Origin of the sequence: Klebsiella sp. GG_Kp146 (assembly GCF_040061975.1) — a bacterium.
Lineage (GTDB): Bacteria > Pseudomonadota > Gammaproteobacteria > Enterobacterales > Enterobacteriaceae > Klebsiella > Klebsiella quasipneumoniae.
Genome location: NZ_JBEAHA010000001.1, coordinates 299,980 through 316,021, shown reverse-complemented (window position 1 = coordinate 316,021; position 16,042 = coordinate 299,980). Strand labels below are relative to the sequence as shown.

General features: G+C 58.3%; 15 protein-coding genes. 8 read left to right on the top strand and 7 right to left on the bottom strand.

Annotated elements, in window-relative coordinates; all coding sequences use genetic code 11:
- Positions 1 to 7: 7 nt before the first annotated feature.
- The 3 genes from araH to otsA all read left to right on the top strand — a co-directional run bounded on the left by araH (position 8) and on the right by otsA (position 3,337).
- Positions 8 to 988, top strand: coding sequence for an L-arabinose ABC transporter permease AraH (araH, locus tag ABLU95_RS01510; protein ID WP_023290266.1), 981 nt, complete (start codon positions 8 to 10; stop codon positions 986 to 988).
- A 161-nt stretch (positions 989 to 1,149) separates the two neighbouring features.
- Entirely contained in the window at positions 1,150 to 1,938 is a 789-nt protein-coding gene (gene otsB / locus ABLU95_RS01505) for a trehalose-phosphatase (RefSeq protein ID WP_023290265.1), read from the top strand.
- Positions 1,913 to 3,337, top strand: a complete 1,425-nt coding sequence (gene otsA, locus ABLU95_RS01500) for an alpha,alpha-trehalose-phosphate synthase (protein WP_032453397.1) — start codon at positions 1,913 to 1,915, stop codon at positions 3,335 to 3,337. The genes otsB and otsA overlap by 26 nt, the downstream gene beginning before the upstream one ends.
- A 23-nt stretch (positions 3,338 to 3,360) precedes the next feature.
- On the opposite strand, the gene uspC is transcribed toward otsA, so the two are convergent.
- Positions 3,361 to 3,789, bottom strand: coding sequence for a universal stress protein UspC (gene uspC / locus ABLU95_RS01495; protein WP_004203433.1), 429 nt, complete (start codon positions 3,787 to 3,789; stop codon positions 3,361 to 3,363).
- 356 nt (positions 3,790 to 4,145) lie between these two features.
- Here uspC and ABLU95_RS01490 point away from each other — a divergent pair, with 356 nt between their 5' ends.
- Positions 4,146 to 5,729, top strand: coding sequence for an MFS transporter (locus ABLU95_RS01490; protein ID WP_023290263.1), 1,584 nt, complete (start codon positions 4,146 to 4,148; stop codon positions 5,727 to 5,729).
- Between the two features lie 4 nt (positions 5,730 to 5,733).
- The gene (locus ABLU95_RS01485; protein ID WP_044523994.1) at positions 5,734 to 6,873 is read left to right on the top strand and encodes a glycoside hydrolase family 105 protein; all 1,140 of its coding nucleotides are present in this window, start codon (positions 5,734 to 5,736) and stop codon (positions 6,871 to 6,873) included.
- Positions 6,874 to 6,933: 60 nt separating this feature from the next.
- On the opposite strand, the gene argS is transcribed toward ABLU95_RS01485, so the two are convergent.
- The gene (argS, locus tag ABLU95_RS01480; RefSeq protein WP_004203428.1) at positions 6,934 to 8,667 is read right to left on the bottom strand and encodes an arginine--tRNA ligase; all 1,734 of its coding nucleotides are present in this window, start codon (positions 8,665 to 8,667) and stop codon (positions 6,934 to 6,936) included.
- Between the two features lie 235 nt (positions 8,668 to 8,902).
- On the opposite strand from argS, the gene ABLU95_RS01475 reads away from it, so the two are divergent.
- Together ABLU95_RS01475 and cutC are read left to right on the top strand one after the other, a co-directional pair.
- Entirely contained in the window at positions 8,903 to 9,472 is a 570-nt protein-coding gene (locus ABLU95_RS01475; RefSeq protein ID WP_023290260.1) for a VOC family protein, read from the top strand.
- A 76-nt stretch (positions 9,473 to 9,548) separates the two neighbouring features.
- Positions 9,549 to 10,292 carry a copper homeostasis protein CutC gene (cutC, locus tag ABLU95_RS01470; protein WP_023290259.1) on the top strand — a complete coding sequence of 248 codons (744 nt, stop codon included), beginning with the start codon at positions 9,549 to 9,551 and terminating at the stop codon, positions 10,290 to 10,292.
- An 80-nt stretch (positions 10,293 to 10,372) separates the two neighbouring features.
- Here cutC and cmoB read toward each other — a convergent pair whose 3' ends face one another.
- The 5 genes from cmoB to ABLU95_RS01445 are packed head-to-tail and all read right to left on the bottom strand — an operon-like array spanning position 10,373 to position 13,986.
- The gene (gene cmoB, locus ABLU95_RS01465) at positions 10,373 to 11,377 is read right to left on the bottom strand and encodes a tRNA 5-methoxyuridine(34)/uridine 5-oxyacetic acid(34) synthase CmoB (protein WP_064154391.1); all 1,005 of its coding nucleotides are present in this window, start codon (positions 11,375 to 11,377) and stop codon (positions 10,373 to 10,375) included.
- Positions 11,374 to 12,117 carry a carboxy-S-adenosyl-L-methionine synthase CmoA gene (gene cmoA / locus ABLU95_RS01460; RefSeq protein WP_004203422.1) on the bottom strand — a complete coding sequence of 248 codons (744 nt, stop codon included), beginning with the start codon at positions 12,115 to 12,117 and terminating at the stop codon, positions 11,374 to 11,376. Before cmoA ends, cmoB begins: the two co-directional genes overlap by 4 nt.
- Before the next feature lie 39 nt (positions 12,118 to 12,156).
- Positions 12,157 to 12,552 carry an MAPEG family protein gene (locus ABLU95_RS01455; RefSeq protein ID WP_008804243.1) on the bottom strand — a complete coding sequence of 132 codons (396 nt, stop codon included), beginning with the start codon at positions 12,550 to 12,552 and terminating at the stop codon, positions 12,157 to 12,159.
- A 52-nt stretch (positions 12,553 to 12,604) separates the two neighbouring features.
- Positions 12,605 to 13,423 carry a DUF72 domain-containing protein gene (locus ABLU95_RS01450; protein WP_348878649.1) on the bottom strand — a complete coding sequence of 273 codons (819 nt, stop codon included), beginning with the start codon at positions 13,421 to 13,423 and terminating at the stop codon, positions 12,605 to 12,607.
- A complete protein-coding gene (locus ABLU95_RS01445) occupies positions 13,420 to 13,986 on the bottom strand; it encodes a hydrolase (protein ID WP_032453393.1) in 567 nt (188 codons plus the stop codon). Before ABLU95_RS01445 ends, ABLU95_RS01450 begins: the two co-directional genes overlap by 4 nt.
- Before the next feature lie 267 nt (positions 13,987 to 14,253).
- On the opposite strand from ABLU95_RS01445, the gene aspS reads away from it, so the two are divergent.
- Positions 14,254 to 16,041 carry an aspartate--tRNA ligase gene (aspS, locus tag ABLU95_RS01440; protein WP_023290254.1) on the top strand — a complete coding sequence of 596 codons (1,788 nt, stop codon included), beginning with the start codon at positions 14,254 to 14,256 and terminating at the stop codon, positions 16,039 to 16,041.
- Position 16,042: the final 1 nt, after the last annotated feature.

Genomic DNA, 16,042 nt, shown 5'->3' with positions numbered 1-16,042 from the left:
GTAAATGATGTCATCAGTGACTACGTCCGGCGCTACCCGCTCTGCCTTTAGCTTTGCCCGTATCTGGGATCAGTTTGGCATGCTGGTGGTGTTTGCGGTGCTGTTTATCGGCTGCGTAATTTTTGTGCCTAACTTTGCCTCATTCGTCAATATGAAGGGGCTGGGGCTGGCGATCTCGATGTCCGGGATGGTGGCCTGCGGTATGCTCTTCTGCCTGGCCTCCGGCGATTTCGACCTGTCGGTGGCGTCGGTTATCGCCTGTGCCGGGGTCACTACCGCGGTGGTGATTAACCTGAGCGAAAGCCTGTGGCTGGGGATTGCCGCCGGTCTGCTGCTGGGGGCGATCAGTGGCCTGGTCAACGGCTTTGTCATTGCCCGCCTGAAGATCAACGCCCTGATCACCACGCTGGCCACTATGCAGATTGTCCGCGGTCTGGCCTACATTATCTCCGACGGTAAAGCGGTGGGGATCGAAGATGAACGCTTCTTCACCCTCGGGTACGCCAACTGGTTTGGTCTGCCGGCGCCGATCTGGCTGACGGTCGCCTGCCTGGTGGTTTTCGGATTATTACTAAACAAAACCACCTTTGGCCGTAATACGCTGGCTATAGGCGGCAATGAAGAGGCGGCGCGTCTGGCCGGTGTTCCGGTGGTGCGCACCAAGATTATTATCTTTGTGCTCTCCGGTCTGGTATCGGCCGCGGCGGGAATTATCCTGGCGTCGCGGATGACCAGCGGCCAGCCGATGACCTCGATTGGCTATGAGCTGATTGTTATTTCGGCCTGTGTGCTGGGCGGGGTATCGCTGAAGGGCGGGATCGGCAAGATCTCCTACGTGGTGGCCGGGATCCTGATCCTCGGGACCGTGGAGAACGCGATGAACCTGCTGAACATCTCGCCGTTCTCACAATACGTCGTGCGCGGGGTCATCCTGCTGGCGGCGGTAATTTTTGACCGCTACAAACAAAAAGCCAAACGTGCGGCCTGATTTCAGGCATAACTTTTAAGTCTACAGAGTAATTACCGCCAGCGCCCGTTTCGCTGGCGGTATCTATCAAAAATGGCGAGGTTGGTCACACTGTCTATACTTACATGGCTAACATATAATTAACAACCAGCTTCGGCTGGCCATGATAAGGAGGAAACAGGGTGGATAACCAGATATCTGTACCGCCTGCGCTAACCGGAAACTACGCTTTTTTCTTTGACCTCGACGGTACTCTTGCCGATATCCAGCCGCACCCCGATCAGGTGGTGATACCCGACAACACGCTGCAGGCGCTCAACGCGCTGGCCCGGCAGCAGGGCGGGGCGGTGGCATTGATTTCAGGGCGCTCAATGTCTGAACTTGACGCGCTAACCCATCCCTGGCGGCTACCGCTGGCCGGTGTTCACGGGGCTGAACGCCGTGATATCAATGGTAAAACCTATATTGTCTCTCTGCCGTCGGCTCTGCGCGATGAAATCGCGGCTGAGCTGACCTCGGCGTTGCAGGCGCTCCCCGGGTGCGAGCTGGAGAGTAAAGAGATGGCCTTCGCGCTCCACTACCGCCAGGCGCCGCAGCAGCAGAGCGCGGTGCTGGAGCTGGCGCAGCGCATCGTTCAGCGCTACCCGCTGCTGGCGCTACAGCTTGGCAAGTGCGTAGTGGAGATTAAACCCCGCGGTGTCAACAAAGGGGAGGCGATCACCGCCTTCATGCAGGAAGCGCCGTTTGCCGGTCGCGAACCGGTTTTTGTCGGCGATGATTTGACCGACGAAGCGGGATTCAGCGTGGTTAATCAACTGCAGGGAATGTCGATAAAAGTGGGCGCCGGGGAAACCCAGGCGCACTGGCGGTTGGCGGATGCCGCCGCCGTAAGGACGTGGTTGCAACATCTGGCGTATGACGCGCAAACCGAAAGGAGGGATGACCATGAGTCGTTTAGTCGTAGTCTCTAACCGTATCGCCTTACCGGACGATAAAAAATCGAGCGCTGGCGGTCTGGCCGTCGGCATCCTGGGGGCACTGAAAGCGGCAGGGGGTCTGTGGTTTGGCTGGAGCGGCGAAATTGGCGATGACCAGCAACCGCTGAAGCAGGTCTCCCGCGGGAATATTTCATGGGCATCGTTCAACCTTAATGAGCGTGACCATGATGAATACTACAACCAGTTCTCTAATGCCGTGCTGTGGCCGGCCTTCCATTATCGTCTTGATCTGGTCAGCTTCCAGCGCGAAGCCTGGGAGGGATATCAGCGAGTTAACGCCATGCTGGCGGACAAGCTTCTGCCGCTGATCGAGCCAGACGATACGCTGTGGATCCATGATTACCATCTGCTGCCCTTCGCCAGCGAACTGCGCAAGCGTGGGGTCAACAACCGGATCGGCTTCTTTTTGCATATTCCGTTCCCGACGCCGGAGATTTTTAACGCGCTACCGCCGCACGCTGAGCTGCTGGAGCAACTGTGCGATTACGACCTGTTGGGCTTCCAGACTGAAAGCGACAGAACCGCGTTTCTTGACAGCATTGCCATGCAGACCCGACTCTCCGACCTCGGAGACAAACGCTATCAGGCGTGGGGTAAGGCGTTCAGCACTGAGGTTTATCCGATAGGGATCGATCCGGACGAGATTACACGCAACGCCAAAGGTCCGCTGCCGCCGAAACTGGTCCAGCTGAAAAACGAGCTCAAAAACGTGAAGAATATCTTCTCGGTGGAGCGGCTTGACTACTCGAAAGGGTTGCCGGAGCGGTTCCTCGCCTATGAGACGCTGCTCGAAAAGTATCCTCAGCATCACGGTAAGATCCGTTATACCCAGATCGCACCGACCTCCCGCGGCGATGTGCAGGCCTATCAGGACATCCGCCACCAGCTGGAAACCGCATCCGGGCGCATCAATGGCCAGTTTGGCCAGCTTGGCTGGACCCCGCTCTACTACCTGAACCAGCATTTTGACCGTAAGCTGCTGATGAAGGTCTTCCGCTACTCTGACGTCGGCCTGGTGACGCCCCTGCGCGATGGTATGAACCTGGTGGCGAAGGAATACGTGGCGGCGCAGGATCCGGATAACCCTGGCGTACTGGTCCTGTCGCAGTTTGCCGGCGCGGCGCAGGAGCTGACCAGCGCCCTGATCGTCAACCCCTACGATCGCGACGAGGTTGCCGCCGCGCTGGATCGCGCCCTTAGCATGCCGCTGGCGGAACGTATTGCCCGTCATTCTGCGATGCTGGACGTGATCAGAGAAAATGATATTCATAACTGGCAGGCGCGCTTTGTCGACGATCTGCAGCATATTTCACCGCGCAGTGAGGAGAGCCGCCTGCGGGGGAAGATAGCCACGTTCCCTAAACTGGCCTAGTTCAGGAAAAGGGCTAACCGGCGTTAGCCCTTTTCAAGGGAAACCAGCAGGACATCGACGCCGCAGCTGCCGACGATATTTTTCGCCGAGCAGGTGGCGCGCGAAAAAAGGGAATGGTTATGATTGCCGCAGATCACCAGATCGACCTGGTGCGACCGGCAGAAGTCCTTAATATGATGGCCCAGTTCGCCGCAGGCGATGGTCATTTTCTCTATCGGGTAGTCCGCGTGACGCGCCAGCTCGTTGAGAAAATCACGCGTCTCTTCCTGCATCACCTCGCGCAGATTTTCCATCATCGGCGCAGCGAACTGGTTATACAGCTCCGGATCCGTGGCGAGGGTGATAAAGCTCACTTTCGCGTTCACGGGCCGGGCAATCGACACCGCTTTTTTAATTAATACCTGACTCTCCGGTGTTGGCGCGACGGCAACCAGCAGATGTGAATAAGGCATCTGGCCTCCTTGAGATACGCGGAATAACCCTTTCTTTCCTTCTTTCTTTACTCCTGTTTACCCGGCTGCGCAAGGGCCGATCCCGGGATTTGCGAGCCTCTTCGCCAGTCGGTGTTTTTCCGGCTAGATCACAATGGTGAACCTGTCTTTTGATTTAAAAGAAATGCCGTTTTATAAATGAGTGAAGTGAAGACGTCATCTCTTTGTCATTTTGCCACCGGCGGCGGTTGCGTGGCAAAAGCACAAAGGTAACCTCGTTTCGCTGCTTTTAGTGTAGCCAGGTACCCACTCCCTTCCGGTGGCAAATCCGGAAAGATTGTCGGCGTTCTCTTAAAAAAAGACACAGGATCACGGCGATGAAAACACGAAAGATTGGACTGGCTAACTACCTGGCCTACGGCGCGGGCGATTTCCTCGGCGCCGGCACCACGGCGCTAACCGCCGCATGGCTGCTCTACTTTTACACCACCTTCTGCGGACTCTCTCCGATAGAAGCCACGCTGATATTCGCTTCCGCCCGCGTACTGGATGCGGTGGTGAGCCCGCTGATGGGCTTTCTCACCGATAACTTCGGCACCACCTGGCTCGGCAAGCGCTTCGGCCGCAGAAAATTCTTTATTCTGCTCGGCATCCCGTGCGTATTCAGCTACTCGGCGATGTGGGTTGGCGAGATGGGTTTCTGGTACTACCTGATCACCTATCTGCTGTTTGATATGGTCTATACCATGATTCTGGTGCCCTACGAGACGCTGGTGCCGGAGATGACCGATGACTTTAAACAGAAAACCAAATTCTCCGGCGCGCGCATCTCAATGGCGCAAATGTCGGCGATTTTAGCCTCCTTTCTGCCGGGGATCCTCCTTACCTGGCTCGGCAAAGACAATGCCAGCTCGTTCTTTTATGCCAGTCTGGTGTTCTCGGTCCTGTGCGCGGTGATGCTGACCTTCGTCTGGTGTTTCACCTGGGAGCGGCCGCGTGAGGCCTGGTCAGAGGCGGCGCTGCGGGCGGAAGCGGAAAAACAGAACTTAACCCTCGCCCAGAGCCTCAATCGCCTGGTGATTGAGCTGAGCTCCACGCTGCGGATAAAAATTTTCCGCCAGCACCTCGGCATGTATCTGGGGGGCTATATCGCCCAGGACGTCTTCAATGCCGTGTTCACCTATTACGTGGTCTTTGTTCTGATGCAGGAGGCCTCTGTCGCCTCGAATCTGCTGGGGACGATGGCGATTTTCCAGTTTATCGCCGTGATCGCCATGATCCCGCTGTGCATTCGCTTTGGCCCCGCGCCGTCGTACCGCATGGTGGTGGTCCTCTTTGGCCTGAGCTCGCTCTCCTATGCGCTGCTCTATTACGCCGGACTGAGCGACGTCTATTCGTTATTGCTGCTCATCTCTGCTGTCGCCGGACTGGGACGCGGCGGGATTAACTACGTACCGTGGAATACCTACACCTATATTGCCGACGTCGACGAAGCGATCACCGGCCAGCGCCGGGAGGGGATTTTTGCCGGCATCATGACGCTGACCCGCAAAGCCTCGCAGGCGGGGGCGGTGATGCTGGTGGGCATCATCATGCAGCTGTCGGGGTTTGTCTCCGGGCAAAAAATACAGCCTGAAGGGGTCAGCCATACCATTTTGCTGATCCTCAGCGTCGGCACGCTGGTGGTCTTAGCCTGCGGCTTCCTCGTTTCGCTGCGCTTCAAACTCAATCTGCATACCCACAGCGTCCTGCGCAGCGAAACCCTAAGAATGCGCGAAAGCGGTCACGCCCAGCCGGAACTGACCAGTGCGGAACACCGCGCGGTCGTCGAGATGCTGGCGGGGATGCCCTACGACTGCCTGTGGGGAAATAACAATATTGGCTACCTGAATCGTCATAAACCTGCTGCCCCGGCGCTCACCCAGGGCGGCGCTTTGAATTCGACATATACCCGAGGTTAACAACATGAAAGTTTGGCCGGTCAAACATAGCCCATTACTCTGTCAGCCTGAGCGTTTTATCGCCCGTAGCGAACTGCAGGCGCTCATCCGCAACGTGACGCAAAACCTGGTGAATATTAAGGATGAGAGCGGGCAATTTTTACTGCGCCTGGATGACGGGCGCGTTATTGATACCAAAGGCTGGGCCGGCTGGGAGTGGACCCACGGCGTCGGGCTGTATGGCATCTATCAGTATTATCAGCAAACCGGCGATCTCGAGATGCGCGATATCATTGACCGCTGGTTTGCCGACCGCTTCGCCGAGGGGGCAACGACCAAAAACGTCAACACCATGGCGCCGTTCCTGACCCTGGCCTGTCGCTTTGAAGAGACCGGATGTAAGGCGTATCTGCCGTGGCTGGAGAGCTGGGCGGAGTGGGCAATGTATGAGATGCCGCGTACCGAGCAGGGCGGCATGCAGCACATCACCCTGGCGGAAGAAAACCACCAGCAAATGTGGGATGACACCCTGATGATGACCGTGTTGCCGTTAGCCAAAATTGGCAAGCTGCTTCACCGTCCGCAGTATGTGGAGGAGGCGACCTATCAGTTCCTGCTCCACGTGCAGAACCTGATGGACCGGGAAACCGGGCTGTGGTTTCACGGCTGGAGCTATGACGGTCGGCATAACTTTGCCCGGGCGCGCTGGGCGCGGGGCAACAGCTGGCTCACTATGGTGATCCCGGATTTTCTTGAGTTAGTGGATCTCCCGGAAGGGAATGCGGTACGGCGCTATCTGACCGAGGTGCTGAACGCGCAAATTGCCGCCTTAGCGAAATGTCAGGACGACAGCGGCCTGTGGCATACCCTGCTGGACGACCCGCACTCTTATCCAGAGGCCTCGGCGACCGCCGGCTTTGCCTACGGCATACTCAAAGCGGTGCGCAAGCGATATGTCGGGCAGCACTACGCCGGGGTGGCTGAAAAAGCGATTCGCGGAATTGTGCAGAATATTTCGCCGCAGGGGGAGCTGCTGCAGACTTCCTTTGGCACCGGAATGGGGTCAGACCTTGATTTCTATCGCCAGATCCCGCTCACCTCGATGCCCTACGGCCAGGCGATGGCGATCCTCTGTCTGACCGAGTATCTGCGCAAGTATTTCTGAGCAGGAGATCCCGCAGGCGCGGCGCCTGAAAAAACTAACCCGGCTTTCGCCGGGTTGGTTTTACATACGCTCGACGGTTTCGATACCGAGGGTATCGAGGCCCAGCTTGAGGGTTTTCGCCGTCAGCAGCGCCAGCTTCAGGCGGCTGTTGCGGGTCGCTTCGCTTTCCGCGCTGAGGATCGGGCAGTGCTCGTAGAAACCGGAGAACAGGCCCGCCAGATCGTAGAGGTAGGCGCACATCACGTGCGGCGTCCCTTCGCGAGCGACCACGGAGAGGGTCTCTTCAAACTGCAACAGGCGCGCGGCCAGCTGGGCTTCGCGATCTTCCGCAATCACCACCGGCGCGTCGGTGAGGGCGTTTTCGTCAATGCCGGCTTTGCGGAACACAGAGAGCACGCGGGTATAGGCATACTGCATATACGGCGCGGTGTTGCCTTCGAACGCCAGCATATTATCCCAGTCGAAAACGTAGTCGGTGGTGCGGTTTTTCGACAGGTCGGCGTATTTCACCGCGCCGATACCCACCACTTTCGCCAGATTTTCCAGCTCATCAGCGGACATCTCCGGGTTCTTCTCGGCCACCAGGCGACGTGCGCGCTCCAGCGCTTCGTCCAGCAGATCCGCCAGCTTCACGGTGCCGCCGGCGCGGGTTTTAAACGGCTTGCCGTCTTTACCCAGCATCATGCCGAACATATGGTGTTCCAGCGGCACGGAGTCCGGCACATAGCCTGCTTTACGCACGATGGTCCACGCCTGCATCAGGTGCTGGTGCTGACGGGAGTCGATGTAGTAGAGCACGCGGTCGGCGTGCAGTGTTTCATAGCGATACTTCGCACAGGCGATATCGGTGGTGGTATAGAGGTAGCCGCCATCCTTTTTCTGGATGATGACGCCCATCGGTTCGCCTTCCTTGTTTTTATACTCATCAAGGAACACCACGGTGGCGCCTTCGCTCTCGACGGCCAGCCCTTTGGCTTTCAGATCGGCGACGATCCCCGGCAGCATCGGGTTGTACAGGCTTTCGCCCATCACGTCATCGCGGGTCAGCGTCACATTCAGACGATCGTAGGTGATCTGGTTCTGCGACATGGTGATGTCCACCAGCTTACGCCACATCTGCAGGAAATACTCATCGCCGCCCTGCAGCTTAACCACGTAGCTGCGCGCGCGCTCGGCGAAGGCTTCGTCTTCGTCGTAGTGTTTTTTCGCTTCGCGATAAAAACCTTCGAGGTCGGCCAGGGCCATCTCGCCGGCGTTTTCCTGCTGCTGTTTTTCCAGATACGCGATCAGCATGCCGAACTGGGTGCCCCAGTCGCCGACGTGGTTGGCGCGGATCACCTTATGGCCCAGGAACTCCAGGGTACGGACCGAGGCATCGCCAATGATGGTCGAACGCAGATGGCCGACGTGCATCTCTTTCGCCACGTTTGGCGCCGAGTAGTCGACGACGATGGTCTGTACCTGCGGCGTGGCGACGCCCAGGCGTTCTGACTGCAGCGCGCGGTTGACGTTGTCCGCCAGGAACGCGGGGTCGAGGAAAATATTGATAAAGCCCGGCCCGGCGATTTCAACCTTGCTGGCAATGCCGTTGAGGTCAAGATGAGACAGTACCTGCTCTGCAAGTTGTCGCGGCGCCATGCCCAGCTTTTTGGCGACAGCCATCACGCCGTTGGCCTGATAGTCACCGAACTGAACTTTTGCTGACTGGCGGACCTGAGGTTCGCAATCGGCAGGCGCGCCTGCCGCGATCAGGGCCTGGCTGACTTTTTCTGAGAGAAGAGCCTGAATATTCACCGGAATACCTTACGTGTAATGCGCCAGCCCCCGAGGGAGACGGCGCCGGAATGTGGACAAATTAGGGGGGAGTATACTGCATTTGTCCCCGTCCGTCAGCATCGCGCGCGGCCCGGCGGCATGGGCAATCCATCGTCGGTCGGTCACGCAGCGGCAGGGTGGCGGTTGGTCCGCGGCCTAAAACACGGTAGATTAGCCTTTTTATTATTGATGAACATAAGTGACGAGCAAACCCATGGCGAACTGGCAGCAGATTGAACAACTGGCCGATATTACGGCGGATCTCCCGCGATTTTCCGATGCGCTACAGCGCTTCGCTGCGCGACTGGGACTGGAGATCGGCGGACTCGACGCCGACCATATCTCTCTGCGCTGTCATCAGAACGCCACCGCGGAGCGCTGGCGCAGTGGGCTGGCGCAGTGCGGAACCCTGCTGTCGGAGAATATGATCAACGGTCGGCCTATCTGCTTGTTTAAACTGGCGGAGCCGGTCTGCGTGGCGCACTGGCGCTTTCATATCGTTGAGCTGCCGTGGCCGGGTGAAAAGCGTTATCCCCATGAAGGCTGGGAGCATATTGAAATTGTCCTGCCCGGCGATCCGGCTACCTTAAATGCCCGCGCTCTGGCGCTGCTGGCCGATGACGGACTCAGCCAGCCGGGGATCGTTGTCAAAACCAGCTCGCCGAAAGGGGAACATGAGCGTCTGCCGAATCCCACCCTGGCGGTCACCGACGGCAGCGTGACGGTCAAATTTCACCCATGGTCTATTGAACAAATCGTCGCCAGCGAGCAAGCCGATACATAACAGTGTGAAGCCGCGCGGCGTCTGCCGCGTGAAATCATGACATGCTGAGAAAGTTGTCTGGATCAGGGAGTGAGCAATGGCGGTACTGGAAGTTTGTTGTTACAGCATGGCGTGCGCCCGGGAGGCTGAGCGCTGCGGCGCCGATCGTATTGAACTCTGCGCCGCGCCGCAGGAAGGGGGACTAACACCCTCTTACGGGGTGCTGGTCTCGGTCCGCGAGGCGATTACCCTCCCGGTGCATCCGATTATCCGCCCGCGCGGCGGCGATTTCTGCTACACCGAAGAGGAGTTCGCCGCGATGCTTGGCGATATCCGCATGGTGCGGGAGCTCGGCTTTCCCGGGCTGGTGACCGGCGTGCTGAATGCCGATGGTCAGGTCGATATCCCGCGGATGAAAAAAATAATGGCCGCGGCCGGGCCGCTGGCGGTGACCTTTCATCGCGCGTTCGATCTGTGCGCCGACCCGCGTCAGGCCTGGGAGACGCTGGGTGAGCTGGGGGTTAAACGTATCCTGACTTCCGGTCAGCAATCCTCGGCGGAGAAAGGTATTTCATTAATTACGGAACTTATTGCCGCAGGGGATACTCCAATCATTATGGCCGGTGCGGGAGTGCGCGCCGCGAACCTGCCGCTGTTTCTGCAGGCGGGGGTGAAAGAGGTTCATAGCTCTGCAGGCCAGTGGTTGCCATCGGAAATGCGCTTTCGTCATCCAGGCGTTTCGATGTCAGCCGATCCCGATGCAGACGAATACAGACGCTACGCCGTCAATGGCGCAGCGGTGGCGGAGATGAAAAAGATAATTTCCGCTGACAGAAGTTAAACGGTTTTTGCTGCACATCATGTCGCCCAATATGATGATTGCCCGTACCAGGCCCCTGCCCATTAAACAGGGGCCTTTTTTTATCTCGCTTTCTTCGCCAGCGACTGCTGCGTTTCCGGTTTGGTGGCGATAATCACCGCGCGCAGCGGCGCCGGATAGCCTTCCACGGTTTTGCGCCGATCCTGCGGGTCGAGGAAATCGGCCAGCGATTCGCTGGTCATCCATTCGGTGCGCCGCTGCTCTTCCGTTGAGGTGACGCAGGCGTCGACGATGCGCACATCGATAAACCCGCACTTCTCCAGCCACATTTTCAGGGCCGCCGCGGAGGGAATAAAATAGACGTTGCGCATCTGCGCATAGCGGTCGCCCGGAACCAGCACCGTATTTTCATCGCCTTCGACCACCAGCGTCTCCAGTACCAGCTCGCCACCCGGCGCCAGCTGATCTTTCAGCTGCCACAGGTGGTCCAGCGGCGAGCGGCGATGGTAGAGCACGCCCATCGAGAACACGGTGTCAAAGGCCTCCAGCGCCGGGAGCTGCTCGATGCCCAGCGGCAGGAGATGCGCCCGCTGGTCGTTGCCAAGCAGCTTACGCACCGCTTCAAACTGGCACAGGAACAGCTGGGTGGGATCGATGCCGACCGCCAGATGCGCGCCCGCGCCGATCATCCGCCACATGTGATAGCCGCTGCCGCAGCCCACGTCGAGGATGGTCCGTCCGCTAAGATCGGACAGATGCGGCAGGACGCGCTCCCATTTCCAGTCGGAGCGCCATTCGGTATCGATGTTGATGCCGTACAGCGAATAAGGGCCTTTGCGCCATGGCATCAGGTTTTTAAGCAGGTTTTCTACCCGCAGCCGATGGCCTTCGCTGAGCGGCGTTTCGCTTTCGGCGGTGACGCTGTGCAGGAGGTCCAGACGCCAGGGCGTTAATTCCGGAAGAAACTCAACGGCGCGCTCCCATTCGCGAAACTTGCCGTGCAGGGCCTCGCGCTGCCAGGCGGCTACCTGGGCAGGCAGCGTCTCCAGCCAGTGAGACAGCGGGCTTTTGGCGATCAGCTGATAAAAGTTACTGAAGTCGATCATGCCTGCTCCCCGGATTTTACTGCCACCAGCGAGCCAAAGTTAAAGCACTGGAACCACAGTTCAGCATGTTCGAACCCCGCCTGACGCAGGCGTTTTTTATGGGTTTCCACAGAGTCGGTCAGCATCACGTTTTCCAGCATGCTGCGTTTCTGGCTAATCTCCAGCTCGCTGTAGCCGTTCGCGCGCTTAAAGTCATGATGCATATTGAACAGCAGCTCACCGACGTGGGCGTCTTCGAAGCTGAATTTCTCCGAGAGCACCAGCGCGCCGCCGGGATTCAGCCCCTGATAGACTTTATTCAGGATCGCCTGACGATCGCCCGGCTCAAGGAACTGAATGGTAAAGTTCAGGATCACCAGCGAGGCGTTTTCAATGGCCACATCGCGGATATCCCCTTCAATCACCTCGACCGGCGTCGGCGCTTTATAGGCGTCAATATGGCGACGGCAGCGCTCCACCATCGCCGGGGAGTTGTCGATGGCGATAATGCGACATCCCGGATGGCTAATATTGCGGCGCACGGAGAGGGTGGCGGCGCCCAGCGAACAGCCAAGATCGTAAACCTGGGTGTGGGGCTGAACGAAGCGCTCGGCCAGCATGCCGATCATCGAGATGATATTGGAGTAGCCAGGCACAGAACGCTGGATCATATCGGGGAAGACTTCAGCAACCCGTTCATCAAAGGTCCAGTCGCCGAGGCTGGCAATCGGCGCGGAAAAAAGCGTATCGCGGTGAGACATAACGTTAAACCCGAAAAAACGAAAACGGCGTATTGTGCGCTAACGGAGGGAGAAAACCAACTCCCAGGGCATATACCAGAGATTGGCCAGCACCATCAGCAACAACGCGCACCAGGTGGCGCTCATGCCGGAGCGGCGCCAGTGGTAGACGCGGTGATGAAAACCCCAGGAGTGCATCAGCCGTCCGACGATCAATAAAATGCCGCAAACGTGCACCATCCAGGTCTGGGCGCCGTTCATCTCCATAAATAACAGTAAAATGAGGCCAATCGGCACATATTCGACGGCATTGCCGTGAACGCGGATGGCGACCTGCAGCTCGCTGAAGCCGCCGTCGCCGTAGCCTACATGGTATTGGGTGCGCAAACGCACCACGTCAAATGAGAACTTCACTAACAATAACGCACCTAAAACGGCATACAGCGCGCTGACCATACGAAAACTCCCTTTAACTCTGGCAGATGGCTCCGGATATGATAGCAGGATATCAGAAAAGAGAAGATTGCTGCGGAATCGACGGCGCATTTCCTGCCGCCGGCAGGGCGGCGCGCAGATCGCCCCACAGGGTATCGACCAGCGTCGGCGCGTAGGCAATATCGGGGGTATGCAGGAACAGCCACGGCGTCCCTGACTGATGCCATTTCGGCAGCGTCTGCAGCCAGACGCGAAACAGTTCCCGGTTATGGACCATATCGTCGCCGCCGATAAAGCGCACCATTGGCTGCCGGGCGGTCATCACCGCATGCACCGGCACCTTCGGTTTCTTTTGTTGCGCGTCGATCATCGCCGGACTGGTGGCTGCGGCGCTATGGACCGGGCGGCTGTCGAGGATCACGCGGTTGACGCTGCGCTGGTGCAGCCCGCGGTTGAGCTGCTGTTCCGCTTCCCCTTTGGTGAAGAACTCGGGGTGACGAACTTCGACGCCGTAGGTGAAATCCTTCGGCAGTGCGTCGAGAAAATGCCATAGCGCCGGGAGATCGCGAGGGCCGAAGGTCGCCGGCAGTTGCAGCCAGTACTGGCCGATGCGCGAGGCCAGCGGCGCCAGGCGGGTGAAGAATTCACGGCTTAAATCGTCGCAGTGGCGCAGGGCGGACTGGTGCGAGATAGTCGCCGGAAATTTAAAGCAGAAGCGGAAGTCATCGTGGGTCTGCTCGTACCAGCGGGCGACAATCTCCGGCTTCGGTAGCGCATACAGGGTGGTGTTGCCCTCGACGCAATTGAAGTGGCGGGCGTACTCTTCAAGGCTGGTGATGCCAAGGCGCACCCATTTCGGGTGCGACCACTGGGGAAGCCCAATATAAATCATAACGCGGCGAGGATCTCCTCGGTGCTGCGCACGCGGCCGATGCGCGGGAAAATATGCGTCATGCTGCCCTGATGCTGCTCGGCGGAGGCGGCGCTGCAGGCATCTTCGGCAATGACCAGGTTAAAACCCAGCTCCCAGGCGTTGCGGGCGGTGGATTCGACGCCGATGTTGGTGGCGATGCCGCAGAGAATAATGGTGTCGATACCGCGGCGACGCAGCTGAAGCTCAAGGTCGGTGCCATAGAACGCGCCCCACTGGCGTTTGGTCACTTCGATATCGCTCTCCTGCTTACCCAGCGTGGCCGGATAGGTCCACCAGTTCTCAGGCAGCGTATGCGCCCCGGCCTGCGCGTCGACAGGCTGTTTCAGCGCTTCGGCGAAATCGGCCGACCAGCCGACGCGGACCATGATGACCGGCGAACCCTGTTGTCGGCACTTGTCTGCCAGGCGGGCGGCGCGCGCCACCACCTCGTCAGCCCGATGTGGGCCGCCGGCAAAAGGCAGAATGCCTTCCTGCAGATCGATCACCACCAGCGCCGTGTTTTTCGCATTGAGTTCTAACATGGTATCCCCGTATCTTCATCTGTTGTCAGGCGGCTACAATACCTTTGCGGCTTCAGCAAAAGGGTAACAAATTTTGTTAATTTATGTGAGTGTGGACGTTAAGCGCGCAGCAAAGCAGCGTACATCGTGCGTCGGACTTATCGAACGACAGAATTTCCAGTATAATAGCCGCCTTTTTTCATTCAGTTGTGACATCAGCTAAAGCTGCGACCTCGTCGCCTGCAGGGCAGACGACAATCCGCCGACGGCTAAGTTAAGGGATATCTCATGCGTACAGAATATTGCGGACAGCTTCGACAGTCCCACGTTGGGCAGCAGGTGACTCTGTGTGGTTGGGTCAACCGCCGTCGCGATCTCGGTAGCCTCATTTTTATCGATATGCGCGACCGCGAAGGCATCGTTCAGGTGTTTTTCGATCCGGATCGTGCGGATGCGTTGAAGTTAGCCTCTGAACTGCGTAATGAGTTCTGCATTCAGGTCACTGGCACCGTTCGCGCGCGTGAAGAGAAAAACATCAACGCGGACATGGCCACCGGCGCTATCGAAGTGCTGGCTTCCGATCTGACGATCATTAACCGCTCAGAATCGCTGCCGCTGGACTCCAATCACGTCAACACCGAAGAAGCGCGTCTGAAATACCGCTACCTCGACCTGCGTCGTCCGGAAATGGCGCAGCGTCTGAAAACCCGCGCGAAAATCACCAGCTTTGTGCGCCGCTTTATGGATGACCATGGCTTCCTCGACATCGAAACCCCGATGCTGACCAAAGCCACCCCGGAAGGCGCCCGCGATTACCTCGTGCCTTCCCGCGTGCATAAAGGCAAATTCTACGCGCTGCCGCAGTCGCCGCAGCTGTTCAAACAGCTGCTGATGATGTCCGGCTTCGACCGCTACTATCAGATCGTCAAATGCTTCCGCGATGAAGACCTGCGTGCCGACCGTCAGCCTGAATTTACCCAGATCGACGTGGAAACCTCCTTTATGACCGCGCCGCAGGTGCGTGAGATCATGGAAGCGATGGTGCGTCAGCTGTGGCTGGAGATTAAAGGCGTCGATCTGGGCGATTTCCCGATCATGACCTTCGCCGAAGCCGAACGTCGCTACGGCTCCGATAAACCGGACCTGCGTAACCCGATGGAGCTGGTGGACGTCGCCGACCTGCTGAAATCAGTGGAGTTCGCGGTCTTTGCCGGCCCGGCCAACGATCCGAAAGGGCGCGTGGCGGCGCTGCGCGTGCCGGGCGGGGCTTCTCTGACCCGCAAGCTGATTGACGAATACGGCAACTTTGTCAAGATCTACGGCGCGAAAGGGCTGGCTTATATTAAAGTGACTGAACGTGCCAAAGGCATGGACGGGATCAACAGCCCGGTGGCCAAATTCCTGACCGCTGAAATCGTGGAAGCGATCCTCGACCGCACCGGCGCGCAGGACGGAGACATGATCTTCTTCGGCGCCGACAACAAGAAAGTGGTGGCCGACGCGCTGGGCGCGCTGCGTCTGAAGCTGGGCAAAGATCTGAGCCTGACTGACGAGAGCAAATGGGCGCCGCTGTGGGTGATCGACTTCCCGATGTTCGAAGACGACGGCGAAGGCGGCCTGACGGCGATGCACCATCCGTTCACCTCGCCGAAAGATATGACGGCGGACGAGCTGAAAGCTGCGCCGGAAGAGGCCGTGGCCAACGCCTATGATATGGTCATTAACGGTTATGAAGTCGGCGGCGGTTCGGTGCGTATCCACCGCGGCGACATGCAGCAGACGGTATTTGGTATTCTGGGCATTAACGAACAGGAACAGCGTGAGAAATTCGGCTTCCTGCTCGATGCGCTGAAATACGGTACCCCGCCGCATGCGGGCCTGGCGTTCGGTCTTGACCGTCTGACCATGCTGCTGACCGGCACCGATAACATCCGCGACGTTATCGCTTTCCCGAAAACCACCGCGGCCGCCTGCCTGATGACCGAAGCGCCAAGCTTCGCCAATCCGGCGGCGCTCAGTGAACTGGGTATTCAGGTTGTGGAGAAAGAGGCAAAAGCGTCTCTGGAGAACAAGTAAT

Excerpts from the sequence above, each read along its gene's own strand:
- cmoB (WP_064154391.1), bottom strand. The coding sequence starts at position 11,377 with ATGATCGACTTCAGTAACTTTTATCAGCTGATCGCCAAAAGCCCGCTG.
- aspS (WP_023290254.1), top strand. The coding sequence starts at position 14,254 with ATGCGTACAGAATATTGCGGACAGCTTCGACAGTCCCACGTTGGGCAG.
- cmoA (WP_004203422.1), bottom strand. The coding sequence starts at position 12,117 with ATGTCTCACCGCGATACGCTTTTTTCCGCGCCGATTGCCAGCCTCGGC.
- cutC (WP_023290259.1), top strand. The coding sequence starts at position 9,549 with ATGGCGGTACTGGAAGTTTGTTGTTACAGCATGGCGTGCGCCCGGGAG.
- ABLU95_RS01450 (WP_348878649.1), bottom strand. The coding sequence starts at position 13,423 with ATGATTTATATTGGGCTTCCCCAGTGGTCGCACCCGAAATGGGTGCGC.
- ABLU95_RS01445 (WP_032453393.1), bottom strand. The coding sequence starts at position 13,986 with ATGTTAGAACTCAATGCGAAAAACACGGCGCTGGTGGTGATCGATCTG.
- ABLU95_RS01490 (WP_023290263.1), top strand. The coding sequence starts at position 4,146 with ATGAAAACACGAAAGATTGGACTGGCTAACTACCTGGCCTACGGCGCG.
- otsA (WP_032453397.1), top strand. The coding sequence starts at position 1,913 with ATGAGTCGTTTAGTCGTAGTCTCTAACCGTATCGCCTTACCGGACGAT.
- araH (WP_023290266.1), top strand. The coding sequence starts at position 8 with ATGTCATCAGTGACTACGTCCGGCGCTACCCGCTCTGCCTTTAGCTTT.
- uspC (WP_004203433.1), bottom strand. The coding sequence starts at position 3,789 with ATGCCTTATTCACATCTGCTGGTTGCCGTCGCGCCAACACCGGAGAGT.
- ABLU95_RS01485 (WP_044523994.1), top strand. The coding sequence starts at position 5,734 with ATGAAAGTTTGGCCGGTCAAACATAGCCCATTACTCTGTCAGCCTGAG.
- ABLU95_RS01475 (WP_023290260.1), top strand. The coding sequence starts at position 8,903 with ATGGCGAACTGGCAGCAGATTGAACAACTGGCCGATATTACGGCGGAT.
- ABLU95_RS01455 (WP_008804243.1), bottom strand. The coding sequence starts at position 12,552 with ATGGTCAGCGCGCTGTATGCCGTTTTAGGTGCGTTATTGTTAGTGAAG.